The sequence below is a fragment of the Ferroacidibacillus organovorans genome (assembly GCF_001642725.1).
GTDB classification, from domain to species: domain Bacteria; phylum Bacillota; class Bacilli; order Alicyclobacillales; family SLC66; genus Ferroacidibacillus; species Ferroacidibacillus organovorans.
The window spans coordinates 1-17,734 of the sequence record NZ_LSUQ01000054.1 but is presented as its reverse complement, the minus strand read 5'-3'; the positions used below and the strand labels follow the sequence as shown (position 1 = coordinate 17,734).

Below are 17,734 nucleotides of genomic sequence, written 5' to 3'. Positions count from 1 at the left end.
CAGTTACGCGCACGATGTTGTTGTCTGGTTGCTGCGCAGTGAGTGTCGATCCGCCCGTCTGTGTGTGAAAGCGCATCTGCCACGACTTTGGATTTTTGGCGCCATACGATTCGCGCATGATGCGCGCCCACATGCGCCGCGCCGCGCGAAACTTTGCAATCTCTTCAAGAAAGTTGTTGTGCGCATTAAAAAAGAAGGAAAGGCGCGGCGCGAAATCATCGATGAGCAGTCCAACCTTAAGCGCCGCATCCACATACGCACACGCATTTGAAAGCGTGAATGCAATCTCCTGAACGGCGGTCGAGCCCGCTTCGCGCATGTGATAGCCGCTGATGCTGATCGTGTTAAAGTTTGGAACATGTTCTGCACAATACGAAAAAATGTCAGTAATCAGTCGCATAGACGGGCCAGGTGGATAAATATACGTTCCTCTGGCAACGTACTCTTTAAGAATATCGTTTTGAATCGTTCCCGCCAGTTTTTGTGGATCGACGCCTTGCTTTTTTCCGACCGCGATATACATCGCCAACAGCACAGAGGCGGGTGCGTTGATCGTCATTGACGTGCTTACGCGGTCAAGCGGAATTCCTTCAAACAGCGTCTCCATATCAAGAAGCGAGGAAATGGAAACCCCCACTTTGCCTACTTCACCTCTGGAAAACGGGTGATCCGCGTCGTACCCGATCTGCGTCGGAAGATCGAAGGCGGTAGAGAGACCCGTTTGACCTTGATCGAGAAGGTAGCGAAAGCGTTCATTGGTCTGCTTCGCCGAACCAAACCCGGCGTACTGCCGCATCGTCCACAGGCGACTGCGGTACATCGTCGATTGTACACCACGTGTAAACGGATACACGCCAGGAAGTGACAGGCGGTCTTCCAATCCAGTCGCGACATCTGCTTCTGTGTAAACTTGATTCAGAGGCAGGCCAGACGGCGTCTTAAACTCTGCTTTTCGTTCTTTTGACGCCTTTGATTCACGATCCATAGTTGCACCTCTCAGGGAGTTGCCATCCAAATCTACGCGCAAATTATACCACAGATCGCGGACACTTCCGGTAGTGATTTACAAAACGTTCCGTTCCATAACAACACGATAAAATTTTATGAAACAGTTGCACTTGCACCTCTTTGTTCGTTACTCTAGTAAGTGAATGGGAATGCATATAAGGGGTGTGTATCCATGAAACGGGCAAAGATCACCGTCGTTGGTTCAGGAAACGTAGGAGCTACTGTAGCGCAATACGCGTCCATGCGGGAACTCGGCGACATTGTCATCACCGACATTGTTGAAGGAATTCCGCAAGGCAAGGCACTCGATATGATGGAATCTTCTCCTGTACTTGGTTTTGACTCGAACATCGTAGGAACAAACGAATACGATGCGACTGCCGACTCTGATGTCATCGTCATCACCGCAGGAATTGCGAGAAAACCTGGCATGAGCCGTGACGACCTGATGGATACAAACGTAAAAGTGATTCGCTCTGTCATGAAAGAAATTGCGCCGCGCTCACCGAACGCAAAGCTTGTGCTCGTCACCAATCCTTCGGATGTCATGGCGCAAGTCGCGTTTCGCGAAAGTGGGTTTGCCCCTGAGCGAATCGTTGGTCTTGGCGGCGTACTTGACTCAGCACGCTTTCGCACATTCATCGCGATGGAACTCGGCGTTAGCGTGAAAGACGTCACGGCGTTCGTGCTGGGTGGACACGGCGATGACATGGTTCCACTTCCACGCTACTCCTACGTCAGCGGGATTCCGATTGAAACGCTGCTTGACCAAGCGACGATTGACAAACTTGTCATGCGCGCGCGACAAGGCGGCGCCGAAATTGTCAACTTCCTCAAAACGGGCAGCGCATACTACGCGCCTGGCGCATCGATCGTTCAGATGGTGGAGTCGATCCTTAAAGATCAAAAGCGAATTCTTCCTTGCTCGGCCTATGTCACAGGGCAGTACGGCGTCACCGATCTCTTTCTCGGCGTGCCTGTGATGCTTGGCAAAGATGGTGTCGAAAAAATCGTCGAGATTGAGCTCACCACGGCAGAGCGAAGCGCGCTCCACAAATCGGCCGATGGCGTTCGCAGCGTGCTCGCAAAGCTTTAAACCTCACGCGTCAAGGGATCTCTCGATCGCGAGATCCCTTTTTAAGGAAAGGGAGAAAAACCATGGCAGATCATCGAAGGCGCGATGGCAAAGTAAAAATATTGCACACGATCATCGGCGATTTTGGGAAGGTTTTGCGTCAGATCGCAACGCTTGATGAAGTGGAATCCATCTTGACAGGCACGATCGCACCGTCGAAAAGTTATCAAGAGACGCTTACGTTTCAATACTTTACAGACCAAGGTCTGAAGCTTTTGGCGAAGACGACAACCGCTGTTCAAGAGATTTTTATCGTGACGCCGCTGCCTGACGTCTTGCTCGATGAACTGATCAAGATGGGCTACATCGCCCGCGAACGTGAAGATGTCCACCACGGGCCGAGCCGCAAGCGCAAGATTGTGCGCGAACCGAGGTACACTGAGGATGCGGATGAACCGGGGCAAACGGCTAATAAAAAGCGCGGAAATGCGCCACAAAAAACCGCGTCAAGTGTAGAGCCAGAAACGCTCGGGCAGCGTTTGGGAAGTGCACAGCGAGACGCACTCCTGCGTTTAAAAGAACAGGTAAAGCCAAAAGGTGAAATCGTTGCGCCGACGTCTGATTCGCGCAGAGTAAAAAACGTACTAGCCTATAAACAAATGAAAGCAACCTCACCTTCTACGGCATCAGAAGAAGAAGACTTCGCTTCTCTTTTTTCTCCGCAAGATGATGAGGATAGCTTTGAGAAACTCTTTAGTAAGTCAAAACTTGATCATCGCTTCTTTAAATGATGCTTACGTGAAATGAATCTACGCTTCTTCAAAATGCGCTCAGGTCGTGATTTGTTTGAGAAGTCCCTCGACGTCGGTTACTGGCGACTTACACGCAAAGGATTCACAGACATATGCGGTTATCTTGCCGTCTCGCGCCACGTGATCGATTGTGTAAGGTGCAAGCTGATGAATCAGCGTGCGGTCTTGCTCCTTGAGAACGATGGTCGAGCGCAAAGGATGGACGTGGTCTGTGAGCGCCTCTAAAAAGGCAGTGGCGTTCTTCGCCTGCTCCGGAATCACAAGGACTACCTCACTCGTCGGATAGAGCAGCCACTGAAGCGCCTGAAGATATTGGGCATAGCCGACGGGGTGGGATTCAACTTCACGATAAAACACGGCGATTTGACGATCGCACAGTTCTTGATGTCGCGTTTGCCCAAGCATAGCGCGCAGACGCGCAAGCACGTACGCAGCTACAGAATTGCCAGAAGGAAGCGCACCGTCATAGATTTCTTTAGGACGCGCAAGCAACGATTCCCCATCACTGCCATAAAAATAAAATCCACCGTGTTGTTCATCCCAAAACAAGCGCACCATCTCATCCGTCCATGCGACCGCGCGAGCGAGATCGCTTGGATCATATGTCGCATCATAGAGTTGCAACTTCGCCCATCCGAGATACGCATAGTCTTCCTGATACGAAAGATAGCGTGCATCCCCATCGCGGTATCTCGCCAAGAGACGGCCATCCTCCCGCACCATGTTCGCTTCAATCCAATCATCTGCGCGACGCGCCCACGCGATGTAGTCCTCCCGCTTAAAAACACGCCCCGCAAACGCCAAGGCGCCGATCATGAGCGCATTCCAAGATGTCAGAATTTTATCGTCGAGATGCGGACGTATCCGTTTTTCGCGCACCTCGAACAAACGGGATAAACTTGATGAAAATCGCTTATCCCGGTCCTTCGCTGGTTCACCCCAAAAGGTGTATGGTGTGTGAAGAATGTTTGCACCCTCAAAATTTCCCGATTCGGAAGCACCGAACGCCTTCATAAATTCATCTGTGTGCTGCGGATCAAGCAATTCACGTAGTTCAGTCGCTCGCCACACATAAAACTTGCCTTCCTCCCCTTCTGAGTCAGCATCTTCTGCACAATAGAAGACACCCTCAGGAGCGGTAAGATCACGCATCACATACGTGACGATTTTCTCTGCGATCGATTGATAAAAAGGATCGCGCGTCATCAGAAACGCGAGCGTATACGCTTGAAGAAGGAGCGCATTGTCATACAACATTTTCTCAAAATGCGGAACGAGCCACGCGCGATCTGTAGAGTAACGAGAGAAACCGTATCCGACCACATCCCAAATTCCGCCATACGCCATGGCCCGAAGTGTGTGAAGCGCCATCTTGCGAGCATCTTCATCACCCGTAAGCGCAGCGTGGTTCAACAAAAACACCACATTGTGGGGCGACGGAAACTTTGGCGCATCCGAAAAACCGCCATACGTCTCATCATAGGTCTTCGCGTACTGCAACACAGCACGCTCAAGTAGCGCACGATCTGGCGCGCTGATACTCCTCGACTTTGTTTCTTGCTCCGCACGCTTAAGCGCAGATACAATTTGCGAAGAGACTTGCTCTACACGCTCAGGCTCACTTCGAAACACAGTCGCAAGACGCGGCAACAAGTCAAGAAGCCCCGGCCGCCCGTAGGCCGACACCTTCGGAAAATAGGTTCCCGCGAAAAAAGGCCTTTGCGCACTGTCCATCACGATGGTCAGCGGCCATCCTCCCTGCCCCGTCATCGCTTGACAAACACTCATGTACACTTGATCAATATCCGGTCGTTCTTCCCGATCCACCTTGATACACACAAACTCGCGATTCAAAATCTCCGCAACCGCTTCGTCCTCGAACGATTCTCTTTCCATGACGTGACACCAGTGACAGGTCGGTAAAGTACTCCACTTTCAGCGTATACAGCTATTCGTAGCCCCGCAGGGCTACGAATAGCCGATGGAGAGGAATACGGCTTTCGATTCACGGGCGGCTTTCTGGAATGCCTCTGGGGCCCATGGGTACCAGTCGACTGGGTTGTGGGCGTGTTGCAGGAGGTATGGGGATTTTTCATGGATGAGGCTGTTGGTGTATTTGTGGCTCGACGAGTCGTTAGACATTGACCCTATTCCTCCCTGGAATTCATTCTCATGAGTCAGTCTGCCCGAGAGAATCGAGATGCACTCTGTAGAAGCAAACTGAACATTCTACATATAATTCTACCATCATGGGTCAGAACCCGCATCCGAGCCACGCCCTCGCCTGTCCTGTTTGCACCCTATTGTCACGTTTGTGGCATCTTTGCACCCATAGGTCGAGTACGCTGAACTTACCGCCATCTCCACTGCCCCCTCGCCATGGAGCCAATGTCACCGTATTTGAGCCCTTTCTGAGTCAGTTTCCCATCAGTCAAGACCAACCAACTCTGTCGTTTAATGAGCAGAAGGTTTCGGCAGATTGGTCGCCTTCACAAGTAGTGCTTGAAACTCGTGATTCTTTGCATTGTCCAGTCTTAAATACGGTCGCCACTCCAACGGATATGTACCAGTCAAATGAATGGGTACTTCCCTCCCCGACGTGGTTCCCGATGCGGCTTCATCTGCCCAAGAACAGACCCCACTAAGTAATCGCCCATCGTGGATACGAAACTTGCCATCAACAGCGTTGAGTTTCTTTGGTGGATTCCAGTAACCGGAATCATTGGACAGAAGCAGCGCATACCCCGTAACATCAGGTCGATTTCTTACCACGCTCTCTAACTTGCCAATATCGCTGATATAGTCATACCGCGAAACATCTTGGGCGGCCTGGTTCTTGAGGCTGATGGATTGTCCCTGATAAACCGCTTGAATCAGTGCCGTTTTATTCCGCACCTCAATCGCGATGGTTTCGTTGTCCCGTTCCGCCCATATGTCAATTTTTTCATTACCGAGGTCACGATTTACGGACACCAAGTATCCAACTTCGCGCAGATGATTGGCAAGTTTGTCTCGCAGATCAATTTGGGACAACGGAATTTCTCCCTGCTTCGCAAACGAATCAAACCATGGTGTCGCGCCGTCGTCCTTTACTGCTATCTCAGTCGTGTTGGTGAAACCAGTCACGATTTCGGTAGCGGTGATAACTGAAGGGGGTGACCATGCTTTTTCAGTAGACTCCGTTTGAACTCCACTTGTTGAAAGCATCAGGCACTGAAACTCTCCGCCACTTTTGCTGCTTACACGACTGTAATTAGCCCAGTGCAAATCATACCGCCCGCGAATAGACAGCGGTTCTTCTCGCCCTTTCATGGTGCCTTGTCCGGTTTGTTCTCCCCACGTTAGTTTGCCGCTCACCCCTTTACCTTCGTGAAGCCGGAAGTTCCGATCAGCGGTTTGTTTATCTTGTCCAGGATCGGAATTGTAGGAGGCATCGTTCGTGAGGAAGACAAGAATGCCCTCAACAACAACTCCATCTGCCACCATCTGCTCCAACCGTTGAAGGTCTTTGAGGACATCATATCGGCCTAAATCCTGCGCACCGTGGTTATTAAGAGAAAACTCTTCACCATCAATAACACATTCAATCGGACGCGTTTTATACTTCAATTCGATGGCGTATTTGCGCCCTTCGATGGAAGCCAAAATGTCGACGTAGACTTTCGTGTTCGGCCCATGCGCCTTCATTTCCAATCGAATCTTCGCGTCGGGATGATGTTCACGAATCTCCTAGGCCAAGGCATGTTGGAAGTCGGCCTCATTGTGAAAAATCGGCCGTTTTAGGGACAAGTCTGTAATGATTGTGCGTAACACCAAGACGTAGACCCCCTGTTTCTTTTGTCCATTAATCGGATGACTCGGCAGCCAGCGAAACCTTGTATGCATTCCCGGTTCCACACGAAGTCATGTGTTTTGTACCAGAGTGAAAGACACGTTATCCGATCAATCCCAATCGTTTGAGCCAATACTCCCATTCATCCGTATCTTGCTCTTCCTCTCCCGACAAGAGGACTTTCTGTTCCACTTTCCGACAAAGCGTATCCCGAAACGAACTGCTGTATTTGTTTGTGATATAAGAGATTTCGCGCTCAATGGCCTTCCTTTCGTCGGCTTTCATGGCGGGGTCAAGAAGCAAAATAGTGATATTCTTGAGGTAGATTATCAAACTCCCGTCAACTCATATTCTCTGCGTTCATCGCTCATACTTGTTAAGATGATTTTCCACAAAATACTTTCCCTCTGTGGCGATTTCGTCAATAACATCCAAACACCTGGATTTCATTTCCTCATTGTCCGCTTGCTGATACTGTCGCATTATCAACCGCATGGCAACATCATCAAAATGACTTTGTTCCAATCGCCCACGTTGACTGAAGAGGGCCTGACACACCAGAATGGTGGTATTGGGCAACTTAGCGGTTGTTTGTTCAAGTGCCCAGGTCAAACGACCGTGATGATCCGAAAACGCAGGGCTGTCAACGAACCTAGCAATCAACGCTTCACAGGTGCCGAGTTCTTCTGATTCAAAGTAATGGAAACATGATGAAGCCAATTCTCGAATCTGTTCTTCTTCATCGTAAAACATTTGTACGATTATTGATTCTGCCCGTTCTCTGAATTGAGGTGCATGCAAATTAAAGGCGTACACCTTACATATTCCCTTCCTGTGAGCAGTACCTAGCACCATGTAATCATCAGTTGTGAATGGAATATCGGTCCCTACCAACTTCATTAACGCAACCAACGATGCCCCAGTCTCATTCAATTCGTTACTTTGAGCATCAAGCATTCGTTTTAGAAAGGAACCCAACTGATAGCCATGGGTACTTAAGGCATGCCTCAGAAAATCTGTTGCGTAATGTGTGCCGAGCAGTACATCTTCAGTGTCAAAAAGCCTTGCAGCCAGCCTTCCTGCTAGGTCACGATCATACCTTAGAATCGACAAGAGAATCAATGCCACGCACGCCCTCACTTGAATAGAAGGGTCAATAACGAGCCTCTCAATTGTCTCCAGAAAAAGTGGTATTCGCTCAAAGTCAAATTGAATAAGTTGGGCAATTGTGTATGCAGCACTCCCGCGAACGGAATTGATACCAGCTTCGAGCGGGTTCCCTCCGTAATATACGGTTCCCTCCACATCTGCTGGAGTACGCCACAATTCCTGTTCAGGATTGGGATCGCTTGTAGCATACCAAGAAAGAATTTGGTACATATCATCATCCAATTGCTCAGTAGAAAATTCACCGATCAGACGAGCAATCGACGATCCAACGGGTCTACCAGGTAATTTATGACAACGCCTTACTGCGGAAAATGCCAGTTCCTTCTTGCTTCCTTGAAAACCGCGAAGAATGGCGCTAAAGTAATATGGATGCGTATCATCTGGTAATTTTAATATGAGAACTGCAAACCTTTCCGGATCAACTCGTACCTGTTGTTCCAAAACCTCTGACAGTTGATGTGCTCCACCCACCAAAAATCGGTATACGTCATCTCGCTGCTTATTGTCATAACGTTGTATGGCTTTTAGCCACTGTGCATCGGTCATCTTAGAAGCAGCCTTTTCAGAAATGGGGGACTGCACAATACCCCCATGAATTCCCTGAGGTGCATCTGCTGTTCCACGCACGCCAAACCTTCGTTCCGATTCCATAATCTTGTGTTTCACCGGTGTTGATCGATGATCACCGCTGATACCCTCCAAAAGGGTCATTTGACTGAACCCGCGATACCTCATTCCTTCAGCCGACCGTTCCCAGGCTGGGTAATATTGTAGAAGCATCTCTTCGAGTGCTTGAAGACAAACCTGTGAGCAATAAGGCGTAACTGCTTCAAGTAGTTCTCTCGTCACCCAAAATGAACTATCACTGTAACCACATCGGAGGCGAGCAGGATTATTCAACAGATAGGTGATTGCTTGGTCACTCGCTTCACGAGGAATAGAAGTGTACGCCTTAAGCAACAAGTAATTTGCGGTATCGAAGCCAGAATTACTTAGCATACACTCGACACTACGAAACACATCACCTCCTTGCGCAGCCAACCTAGCGATGGCAACGTTGACCATTCGCAGGAAATCGTCTTCTACGAAGTGAGATGTTCCGTAATTCCGATGCGACCACACCCTGTCTTGAATCAATTCATCGGTCTCGTACACTTCATATGAATATCGTGACATCACAGTGAACATAAATGGTAAAACAGCGGTTACAAATTGTTCTGAGGAATTAAAAGCACAGTTCTTTAATAATTCTGCCAAGTGGTGGTCGTGTTCTTTAAACAAACGAATTCCAGGTTTGTCCTTCTTTGTCGACATATCTATCGTAGTGAGGAATCGTGCAAGAGCCTGACAAGCCTCGGTAGGATGTGTTGCCGAAAGAGTGCTTGCCACCTTCCAAAATATTGATTGATGGTCATCCCCTTCAGAGAAAACCTTACTGTCGACAACACTCATAAATAGTTCAAGCATGTTCGAACCAAGGATTGTTTCGAGTAAACTGAAGAACCTGCGTAGACGGTTATCCCACTGGGGGGACAAACCAATATAAGGACTCAGGCATTCAGCAACCAAATCTGGTTCTTTCACAGAAACGCTCATTAAAATCATGGTGGCCTGATCCACGTATTCCGAACTTTGCAGCCAAGTTTGGATGACGCCTCTCTCGATAAGAAGTTTAACCCAACCAGGTGACCCGTAAATAACGTTTAGCACATGAGTTTTGTAATCATGTTCCAAACTGTTCAACATGCGATTCAATATGTCCCATTCTTCAGGAGTAGGTTCGTCAATTTGAGCGAGTACATGGAACAAAACTTGCTTGATGTGAAAACGAACACGCGATGATTGAAATACGTTTGCAAGGCTCTGTTGATACCGATACGGATCACGATTCCGTTGGTACTGTAAAATTTGCCGAACCTGTGTTCTGATGAATAAGTGCTGTTCTCTTTCTAGTAAAAAGTCTAGCAACGACTGGGTCTTAGAGAGAAATCGCCGAGCAAAAGCATAATCAAAAAAACCTTCATGAAAAAAACCATACCTCGAGCCTTCAAATTCCAATACATGTTCGGAAACCATGGTATTGGCATCGTGTTCGACTCCATCGAGTATATATTCAGGTGCATAAAGCGACTGATTCGCGCTCATGTATTCGCATAATCGATCGATTACCTCAACCCATCGGATGTCACCTATGCGCCGCCTGATTCTTTCCTGTTTCAAAGCCCAAAAACGATCGTATAAGTCAAGTACACTATTGAACCGTACAATACCGCCGTCATGGGACAAGATTTCAGCAAAAAGACTCAAGTGGAGTGGAATTGACAGTAAGTTGAACTGTTTCTCAGAAATTGAGTGGATGTTTACGCCCATCTCTTCTAAAACCCGTTGCACAGTGTGCGTATCCAGCCTCTGAACCTTTACCACCTGAGACTGATCTTTTGTCTCACCCTTTATTAGGCGTCGAAATCGACTGTCGTTTTCCAAGTCAAACTGCCGACAAGCGATTACAACTCTCATTGCCGTAAACGATTGAGATTGACGGATGATTTCGTCTATACAATCAAAGAACTCTGTTCTTCTCCCAGATACCTCACTCATATAGTCTAATTGGTCAATGACAAGAAGACCTTTGCGGTTTTGGGCAATCGCGTTCAAAATCGCAGTCGGAGAACCTGGTAACCCAATTTGAGAACCAACCTTCTCGGGCAAATTTGTATATTCAAGACGATCAACACGAAACGCAAGGGTCAGCCACCGTTGCTCTTCATACCTCTGCACCAATTGTTTTAGGACAGTGCTCTTGCCTACTCCTGCATCACCGGTAACCATGACAAATCTTGATGTAAGAAGAGCATCCTCAATCTGTTGGACCTCATTCCGCGGCAATACGATTCCCTGAATAGCGCCATCCCTAAGTGAGTTGAGATAACGCTTATTTGCCTCTTCGACTTTGACAATGACATGAGGGTTACCTGACAGCGAGCGTCTGTGAAACCCTGAGTGCTCTAGTGCCCGCCATACATCGTTAGCGAAAAGTTCTTTGTGAACATTATCAAATACAAATTGGAATAGAAATCCAATTGCCTGTCCAACGTCTTCTTCCACCAACACCGACAACTTGTTTTCTAGGTTGCGAATCAGTAGTGGTTCTCCCTCAGTATCAATGAACACCTGTTGTAACAGTGTAAATACTTGTTGGGAAGGCAACGGCCCACACAATTGACACAAAGTATCGAAAGAAGTTCGCTGTATCACTGCTCCTAGGAATTCGGTTTCGTATTCGTCCCGGTCCTTGGCGCTTCTGGCCCGTTCCGATAGTTCTTGAAGTTCATAGGCAGCATAAGTCGAAACAAACCGAAACCTATTCGACGAATTCAATGTTTTAGTTACAATCGTCGAGATGATTCCTTTTCGCGCTAAATCTTTTAGAGACCAATACCCATGGTCATTTTGACGTTTCACTTGGTGGAATTCCAAGGATTCATCTACGTGCTTTGTCCAGAATTCTACACCTTCCCCATCAGGACCAGGGGGTTCTAAACGGATGGACCGAATCTTCTCGTCTAGCAAATCAGCAATACAGTAGACTGTCCAATAGGCCTCATATCGGTTTCCATACTTATCTGTCGCTCCACCTCGTAAAGGCATACACTTCCCTCACTTTCAAATGCTGCTATGAACCTTGCGTTTGTCTTTAGTAACGGTATCACTGTTCCAGGGTTACACCAACTGCATGCTCTGATCGATATATTGCGTCAGATCATCAAACGAACGTATGTCATCTCGCTCCATCAATAACGCAATCGTCCATCGAATGAGGTCATTCACAAGATGTTTGAGTATGTACGTGGCATATCGTACGTCCTTCTTACCGGTAAACTGTCCCCGATGAGCCACCTCTCGGCTACGAAGGTTCCCCAATTCACCAATGATACGTTCCATGAGTCGCCGGTCCTGGTAATTACCCCGAAGACGTTCGTAATTAGACAGTGAAGACCACATTGACCAGTTCCATAGAGTTCCGGCTACGTGAGGTATAGTCTTCTTATAATGGTAACTCCCGTTCCCAAGGCGTTCTAAGACAATCCATAAACACAAAAATTCACTCTCTGCTCCATCTTGAACCCGCGACAAGCCCTGCCACTTCATTGCAACCAGTAGAGACTCTGCAACTTCACCAGGCTTGTCCTCAATTTTAGCAAGCCAGTCACGATACTTTGTGAGCCACTCGTCGGTCAACTCAGGATAAACCTGCCGATTATCCCGCCGCTCGGCCATAAAGAAATGATCTTTCGGTAATCCGCGATTACTTAGGTCCATTGTAATGAAATAATAAAAACTGACTTCCCATCGAAAGCCCGCATCGGCAACCCTTAACATTGTCTGAATGTGACCAAGTTCCCTGAGTGCATCTTCACGCGCTCTCGTTGACGTCTTTCCGTAACAAGATACAACGACAAAGGCATCTCCTCGTCGTACAGGAGGCCGAGGTCCGATACCACTTGCGTTCGTCAACGTCTGTGCAAGCGTTTCTGAAATACCCACCAATTTGGTGTTGGAGTCCATTTCGACTTCGCTGTCAGACAACAATGCGTGGTTTAGCAACGGAAACCAAAATTCGTATAAATCACTCGGCCTCGAATGTACCTGATGAATTATTGCAGTAAGGTGTTTTACTATGTCATCCATATTTTGCGTAAGAAAGGAGAGTATCATTTCAGCAGACATGCCAATACCTGTTGCCATTTCATATAGTACTAGAGGTATATCCCAGTCCAATGACATTTCCGGCTCTTCCCATACTGGGGCGTGCGTAAATTGAATAAAGTTGGCCCACCCCGGATGACTGACTCCTTCCCACTGAATCTCACTGACTGCACACATTTTTTCCAGGACAAGGTCAGTTTGACCTAAGACGGATAGGTCAAACGGTTCGTTTTGAACGATTTCATCGATAACAGACTGCACTCTCTCCAGAGTCGGTTCCACATCGAAACCTTGTGTTTTAGCGTAGAACACCCAAAGGGAGTTCCAAAACTTACGCCTGACATCCTTGGAATTATTACGTGACAACTGGGAATTCCAGAAGCTTAGATATAAGTTTCGAATAAACACCGTAATCAGGGCATCCCACTCATCCCAGTCTCCAAATACAACATTGGGAAACCGACAGACGTAGTCCCTCCAACTGTATGCCCAGGAGGTTGTACCCTCTTCCGTTAGAATGAAGTACTGTGACCAATAACGAATTGCATTCCACAGAAACCCTTCATCATATCCAATCCATGCGGGCTCGGCCCGCTCGACCGCAAACCCCGACTCTTGAAGTTTCTTCTCCCTTGAACCTTGATTGTTCTTGTTGATAAGAAGAGTCCGGTCAATTATCCAACGCATCACAACGTTCCCGAAAACCCGATATTGGGTTGCATGATATTGCCTACTCAACAGTGTCATCGTGCACCAACTTTACAGAAATTCAAATATGTCATCTATTGCAGCCAAATCCTAAAGCCATGATGTCAATGGCTACTTCCAATGGGTCATGTCATGTACCTGCCCGTAGAACGGCTTTATTCTTAGCCCAAACATCAAGTTGAACCCCAATTCAGGCTTCCAACGGCCAGCCCTTGTACTGTTCTTTCGCCTGCTCCACAATCGCGTTCGTCAAAAACCGTAACTGCTCACCCTTGATTTTTTCCTTCATCAAGACGTGCTTCACAGCCAAATTCACCGATGCAAGCACATCTGCTCGATGCGTTGACGTCCAATCCGGTTGAAATTTCTGCTTCATCGCTTTAACAACCTTGTGAATCAGGTCCGCGACAAATTCATTCGAAAATGCGCTGTTACCCATTTGTGTTACGACGTTATAGAATGCCACTTCTTCATCCGATAGCCCGAGATCGCTTCGAGACTTTTCTTCCTGGTCGGCCTTCCTTTTGACTTCTATCATGGCTTGTAGGACATCTGCCGCTTGAATCACCTTGGCATGGTATTCAGCCAGCGTTTTCTCCAGTAACTCTTTCAACGTTTTCGTCATCTCTTTGTTCTGACGGAAAATGACGGCAATCTTGTCTTCCAACAGTTTTTGTAGCAATTTCAGTCGGAGGTCAACGTGCTTTTTCTCCTGAAGGTCGGCAAGGAACGACTCGTCAAGGATACTCAAATCGGGCCGGTCCAAGCCAGCCACTTTGAATAGATCAAGAACCTCGTAGGCTTCGACGCTTTCATTCACTAGACGGTTCACGTCGGATTCCACTTCCGTCTTGGTTCTCTTCTTATCACGGTCCCCGCCTATGATTTTCTTAACTTGAGTCGCTAGAATCTCATACAGGAGAACTTCATTTGCACGTTCAATAATCTCATTCAGATGGCGCACCAGTTGATGAGCCTTTTTGAGTTTGAGTTGTGCTTGCAAGAAACCCTCTTGCTTATACCCCAACAGTTCATTCACTCGTTCAGCCAACCAGTCATCACGTTCAACCTTCGACCACCCGCGCCATCCAATTGTGACAAGGTCACTGGGGAAATAACTCCGCATCTCAGATAAAGTGCCCTGAAACATCTCAACGGCTTGCTCAATATTAAACGTCGGTTTCCCTCGCCCGCCACCGTCGGTGTAACGCCGTGTTGCCTCTTTTAGCGCGGTTGCAATCCCGATGTAGTCAACCACCAAACCGCCATTTTTGCCAGGGAATACTCGGTTGACACGTGCAATTGCCTGCATCAGGTTGTGACCCTTCATGGGCTTATCCACGTACATAACTGAAACCGGTGGCGCATCAAATCCTGTTAGCCACATATCACGTACAATGACCATTTTCAACGGATCGTCAGGGTCTTTCAGCCTTGCCTTGACCTCTTCCTGTTCGTCCCTCGTCTTGATATGTGCATACTTGCTTTCCAACTGAATTTCACGCCATTCTTGTGGGTCTTTCGATACGTCCCCGCTAAAAATAATCTCAATTTCAGGGCAACCAGTCAACTTCCGCATTTGGTCGTAAAGAGCCACACAGATTTCGCGACTCATACACACGATCATGGCCTTATCTTGACGAGACGCCTTTTCACCGAAATGGTGCAATATGTCCTTGGCGAGTGTCTCTAAACGGCGTTCCGTGCCCACAACCTTTTCAAGGGCGGCCCACTTGGCACGGTACTGGTCAACCTCGTCTCCCGACTCCGCGTTTGCGATGATTGCCTTGTAGTCATCGTCGATGTCGGCATTCGAAAGGTCAATCGGAATTAAGCGCGATTCGTAATAGATGGGAACTGTGGATTTGTCCTCGACAGATTGAACCATATCGTAGGTGTGAATAATGTGGCCAAACGTCTCGACTGAATCTCTATCTGCAAAAGAGATCGGTGTTCCCGTAAACCCAATAAAAGAGGCATTCGGAAGTGCCGTTCGCAAATGTCCCGCAAATCCATCATCTTGGTATTGAGTGCGGTGGGCCTCGTCACTGATTACAACAATATTCTGCCTTCCCGACAAAACTGGATGCTCTGCCTCGGAATCCTTGAGACGAAATTTTTCGATAGTGGAAAACACAATTTGTCCAGCCTCGTTCCTCAACAAATCACGCAAGTCGTCGGCTGAACACGCTTGATGAACATGACCAACGAGCGATTTACCTGAGACAAAAGTCTTGTACAACTGCTCATCCAAATCCGCGCGGTCAACCTGAATCACAATGCTTGGGTTACCCATCTCTGGGTGACGTGACAAGATTCCCGTGAAGAACAGCATCGAGATTGACTTACCTGATCCCTGAGTGTGCCAAATGACGCCGATCTTTCGATCACCGTCTGGTCTTGTTGCTCGAATTGTTTGTTCCACAGCAAAGCGAACACCAAAGAACTGGTGGTACTTCGCCCCAATTTTAATGACCTTCTTCCCATCATCCATGAATGCGATAAAGTCTCGTATGTACTTCAGCAGCCTATCTTTCGGGAACAATCCTTCAATCAACGTCTTCATGGAGTTCGCGATGTTGTTGTCCACATTTCGTCCATCGATGGATTTCCATGCTGCGAAAAAATCCATAGGCGCACCTGGCATGCCATGGAGAGTTGTGATTCCATCTGATACCACTGAAAACGCATTGAAGTTGAAAAGTTGAGAGATGTCATAGGTGTAGTTGTTAATCTGCGTGTATGCGTCGTCAACAGTTGCGTCCTCTTTGTATGGACTCTTCAACTCGAAAACGATCAACGGCAGGCCATTGACGTACACAATCATGTCAGGGCGGCGAGCCATGCGACCTTCAATACCCACTTGATTCACAACGACGAAGTCATTGCTCTCCGGCTCATCCCAATCAATCGGGGTCACGTGGGCATACTTCGTCTCCCTATTGACCTCATAAGCAAAGTCGATCCCCTTGACCAGCATGTCATGAAACCGCTGATTCCTCTGCTGCCACGTCAGCCCATCAGGATTCATGAATTGAGATGCCAAAGCCTGCGTAGGCAACTTAGGGTACCTACGCCAAAGAAAGTCCTCCAATCGTTGTCGGAGAACAACTTCCACAAGATCTGCGCGACTGTAAAGTTCATGTGCAGGCAAATGCCCATAACCTAGGCGCTTCAACCGCTCAATCGTGGTTTCCTCAAAATCAGATTCATACAGTTTTCCGGCCATCTACACCACCTCTTCAACTTGTTCTTGGACTTCTACCAACTCAATCTCGCCCGATAGAAGACGAGGAAGCAAGTATTCCCGAAGACGATTAAGATGAGAATTTTCAAATGTGTTACTGCGTATTAAAGCAAACCATTCTGACGTGATTGAGTGGAACTCCTTCATCCTATCTGCATCGGGTTCCGGTAACTCAAATTGCAACAATGCATCCGTCTGGACTCTTTGCCTCCCGGATGTACCAACCATACTTCGAACTGCGTGCTCACGAAACGTGCTCCAACGCGCAGTGCAATAAACGTATTCTGGACATGTTCTTTCATTCGCTCGAAGAACTAAAAACTCCGTTGATCCGAACCCAGTTTGATCGTCTTGCAGAAAATCCACGAATGCGGTTTTCCCGTTCTCTAAACATGGGGTTATCCGTGCAAAAAGTGTATCTGCGTTGAGAAATTTCATACCAGATGAGTATTCCTTCATCGCTATGTCCTCATCCATGATGCTACAGGACATCGTTGACAGTGCCTTCATATCGACAAACGGAATAATATCCCCTTTCTTAACTGACATTCTCGGATTGATTTCAACAAGATGCTCCAACTGAACACTGCCACCATCAGTATCATCAGCAAACGAGTGTTTGTACAGCGCCATCGCCATTTGTTCCAGCGTTTCATTCATGCGACGGTTAAGTTCGATTTTGTCATCGAGAGAGCAGAGAATGTCAGCAATGCGTTCCTGAATCGTTAGGTCTGGAACAGGAATATTTACTTTCTTCAGTTCTGAACTCTTAATTCCCTGTACGGTTGTGCCGCTAGCACGGCCGTGTAACTCTGCCTGGACAGGACCATATTGTAATGCGTAGCGCAAAAACGTGTTGTCTAATACTTCACTCTGTCCACGTAAAGTGATAATGCGCTGTGCAAGTGCAATCCTCTCTCTCGTCTGAATTTGAGCAACTTCTCCGAGTGGTGCTTCTGTTGTTAGAACAACGTCCCCATAACGAGGAATCCCTCTCCTCATCCAAGTTTCATAATCATCCATGCTGATGAATTCTAAAGGGGTCTCAATACGCCCCCCTTTGACTACCTTTGCGGTTATGAGTGGGACTCCCGAAGGCACTTTGTTAGGCGTCTTTCCCCGATAATCTATAAACGTATCGATAATGTCATTTAGAGGTTGCATGCTGTATCTAC

The 17,734-nt window shown here is 47.7% G+C and carries 8 protein-coding genes and 1 pseudogene; 2 read left to right on the top strand and 7 right to left on the bottom strand.

Annotated features, from left to right (window positions below; genetic code table 11):
- A partial coding sequence (locus tag AYW79_RS12650; RefSeq protein ID WP_231884547.1) for an acyl-CoA mutase large subunit family protein occupies nt 1-985 on the bottom strand: 985 nt, incomplete at its 3' end.
- Between the two features lie 195 nt (nt 986-1,180).
- Between AYW79_RS12650 and mdh the strand changes: the two genes are divergently transcribed.
- Entirely contained in the window at nt 1,181-2,104 is a 924-nt protein-coding gene (gene mdh, locus AYW79_RS12645) for a malate dehydrogenase (RefSeq protein WP_067566614.1), read from the top strand.
- A gap of 62 nt (nt 2,105-2,166) precedes the next feature.
- The gene (locus AYW79_RS12640; protein WP_067566612.1) at nt 2,167-2,874 is read left to right on the top strand and encodes a DUF2103 domain-containing protein; all 708 of its coding nucleotides are present in this window, start codon (nt 2,167-2,169) and stop codon (nt 2,872-2,874) included.
- Nucleotides 2,875-2,913: 39 nt separating this feature from the next.
- Here the strand turns inward: AYW79_RS12640 and AYW79_RS12635 are convergent.
- From AYW79_RS12635 to AYW79_RS12600, 6 genes and pseudogenes are all read right to left on the bottom strand, one after another.
- Nucleotides 2,914-5,037, bottom strand: a pseudogene (locus AYW79_RS12635) (thioredoxin domain-containing protein).
- 312 nt (nt 5,038-5,349) lie between these two features.
- A complete protein-coding gene (locus AYW79_RS12625; protein WP_067566609.1) occupies nt 5,350-6,588 on the bottom strand; it encodes a hypothetical protein in 1,239 nt (412 codons plus the stop codon).
- Nucleotides 6,589-7,087: 499 nt separating this feature from the next.
- Nucleotides 7,088-11,545 carry an AAA family ATPase gene (locus tag AYW79_RS12615; protein WP_067566605.1) on the bottom strand — a complete coding sequence of 1,486 codons (4,458 nt, stop codon included), beginning with the start codon at nt 11,543-11,545 and terminating at the stop codon, nt 7,088-7,090.
- 72 nt (nt 11,546-11,617) lie between these two features.
- Nucleotides 11,618-13,291: a hypothetical protein gene (locus tag AYW79_RS12610; protein WP_067566602.1), complete on the bottom strand. Its 1,674-nt coding sequence runs from the start codon at nt 13,289-13,291 to the stop codon at nt 11,618-11,620.
- 211 nt (nt 13,292-13,502) lie between these two features.
- Complete coding sequence (locus tag AYW79_RS12605) at nt 13,503-16,541, bottom strand: type I restriction endonuclease subunit R (protein WP_067566600.1); 3,039 nt, start codon at nt 16,539-16,541, stop codon at nt 13,503-13,505.
- On the bottom strand, nt 16,542-17,734 hold a 1,193-nt coding region (locus tag AYW79_RS12600), incomplete at its 5' end, for a restriction endonuclease subunit S (protein ID WP_067953249.1). It abuts the gene before it with no gap.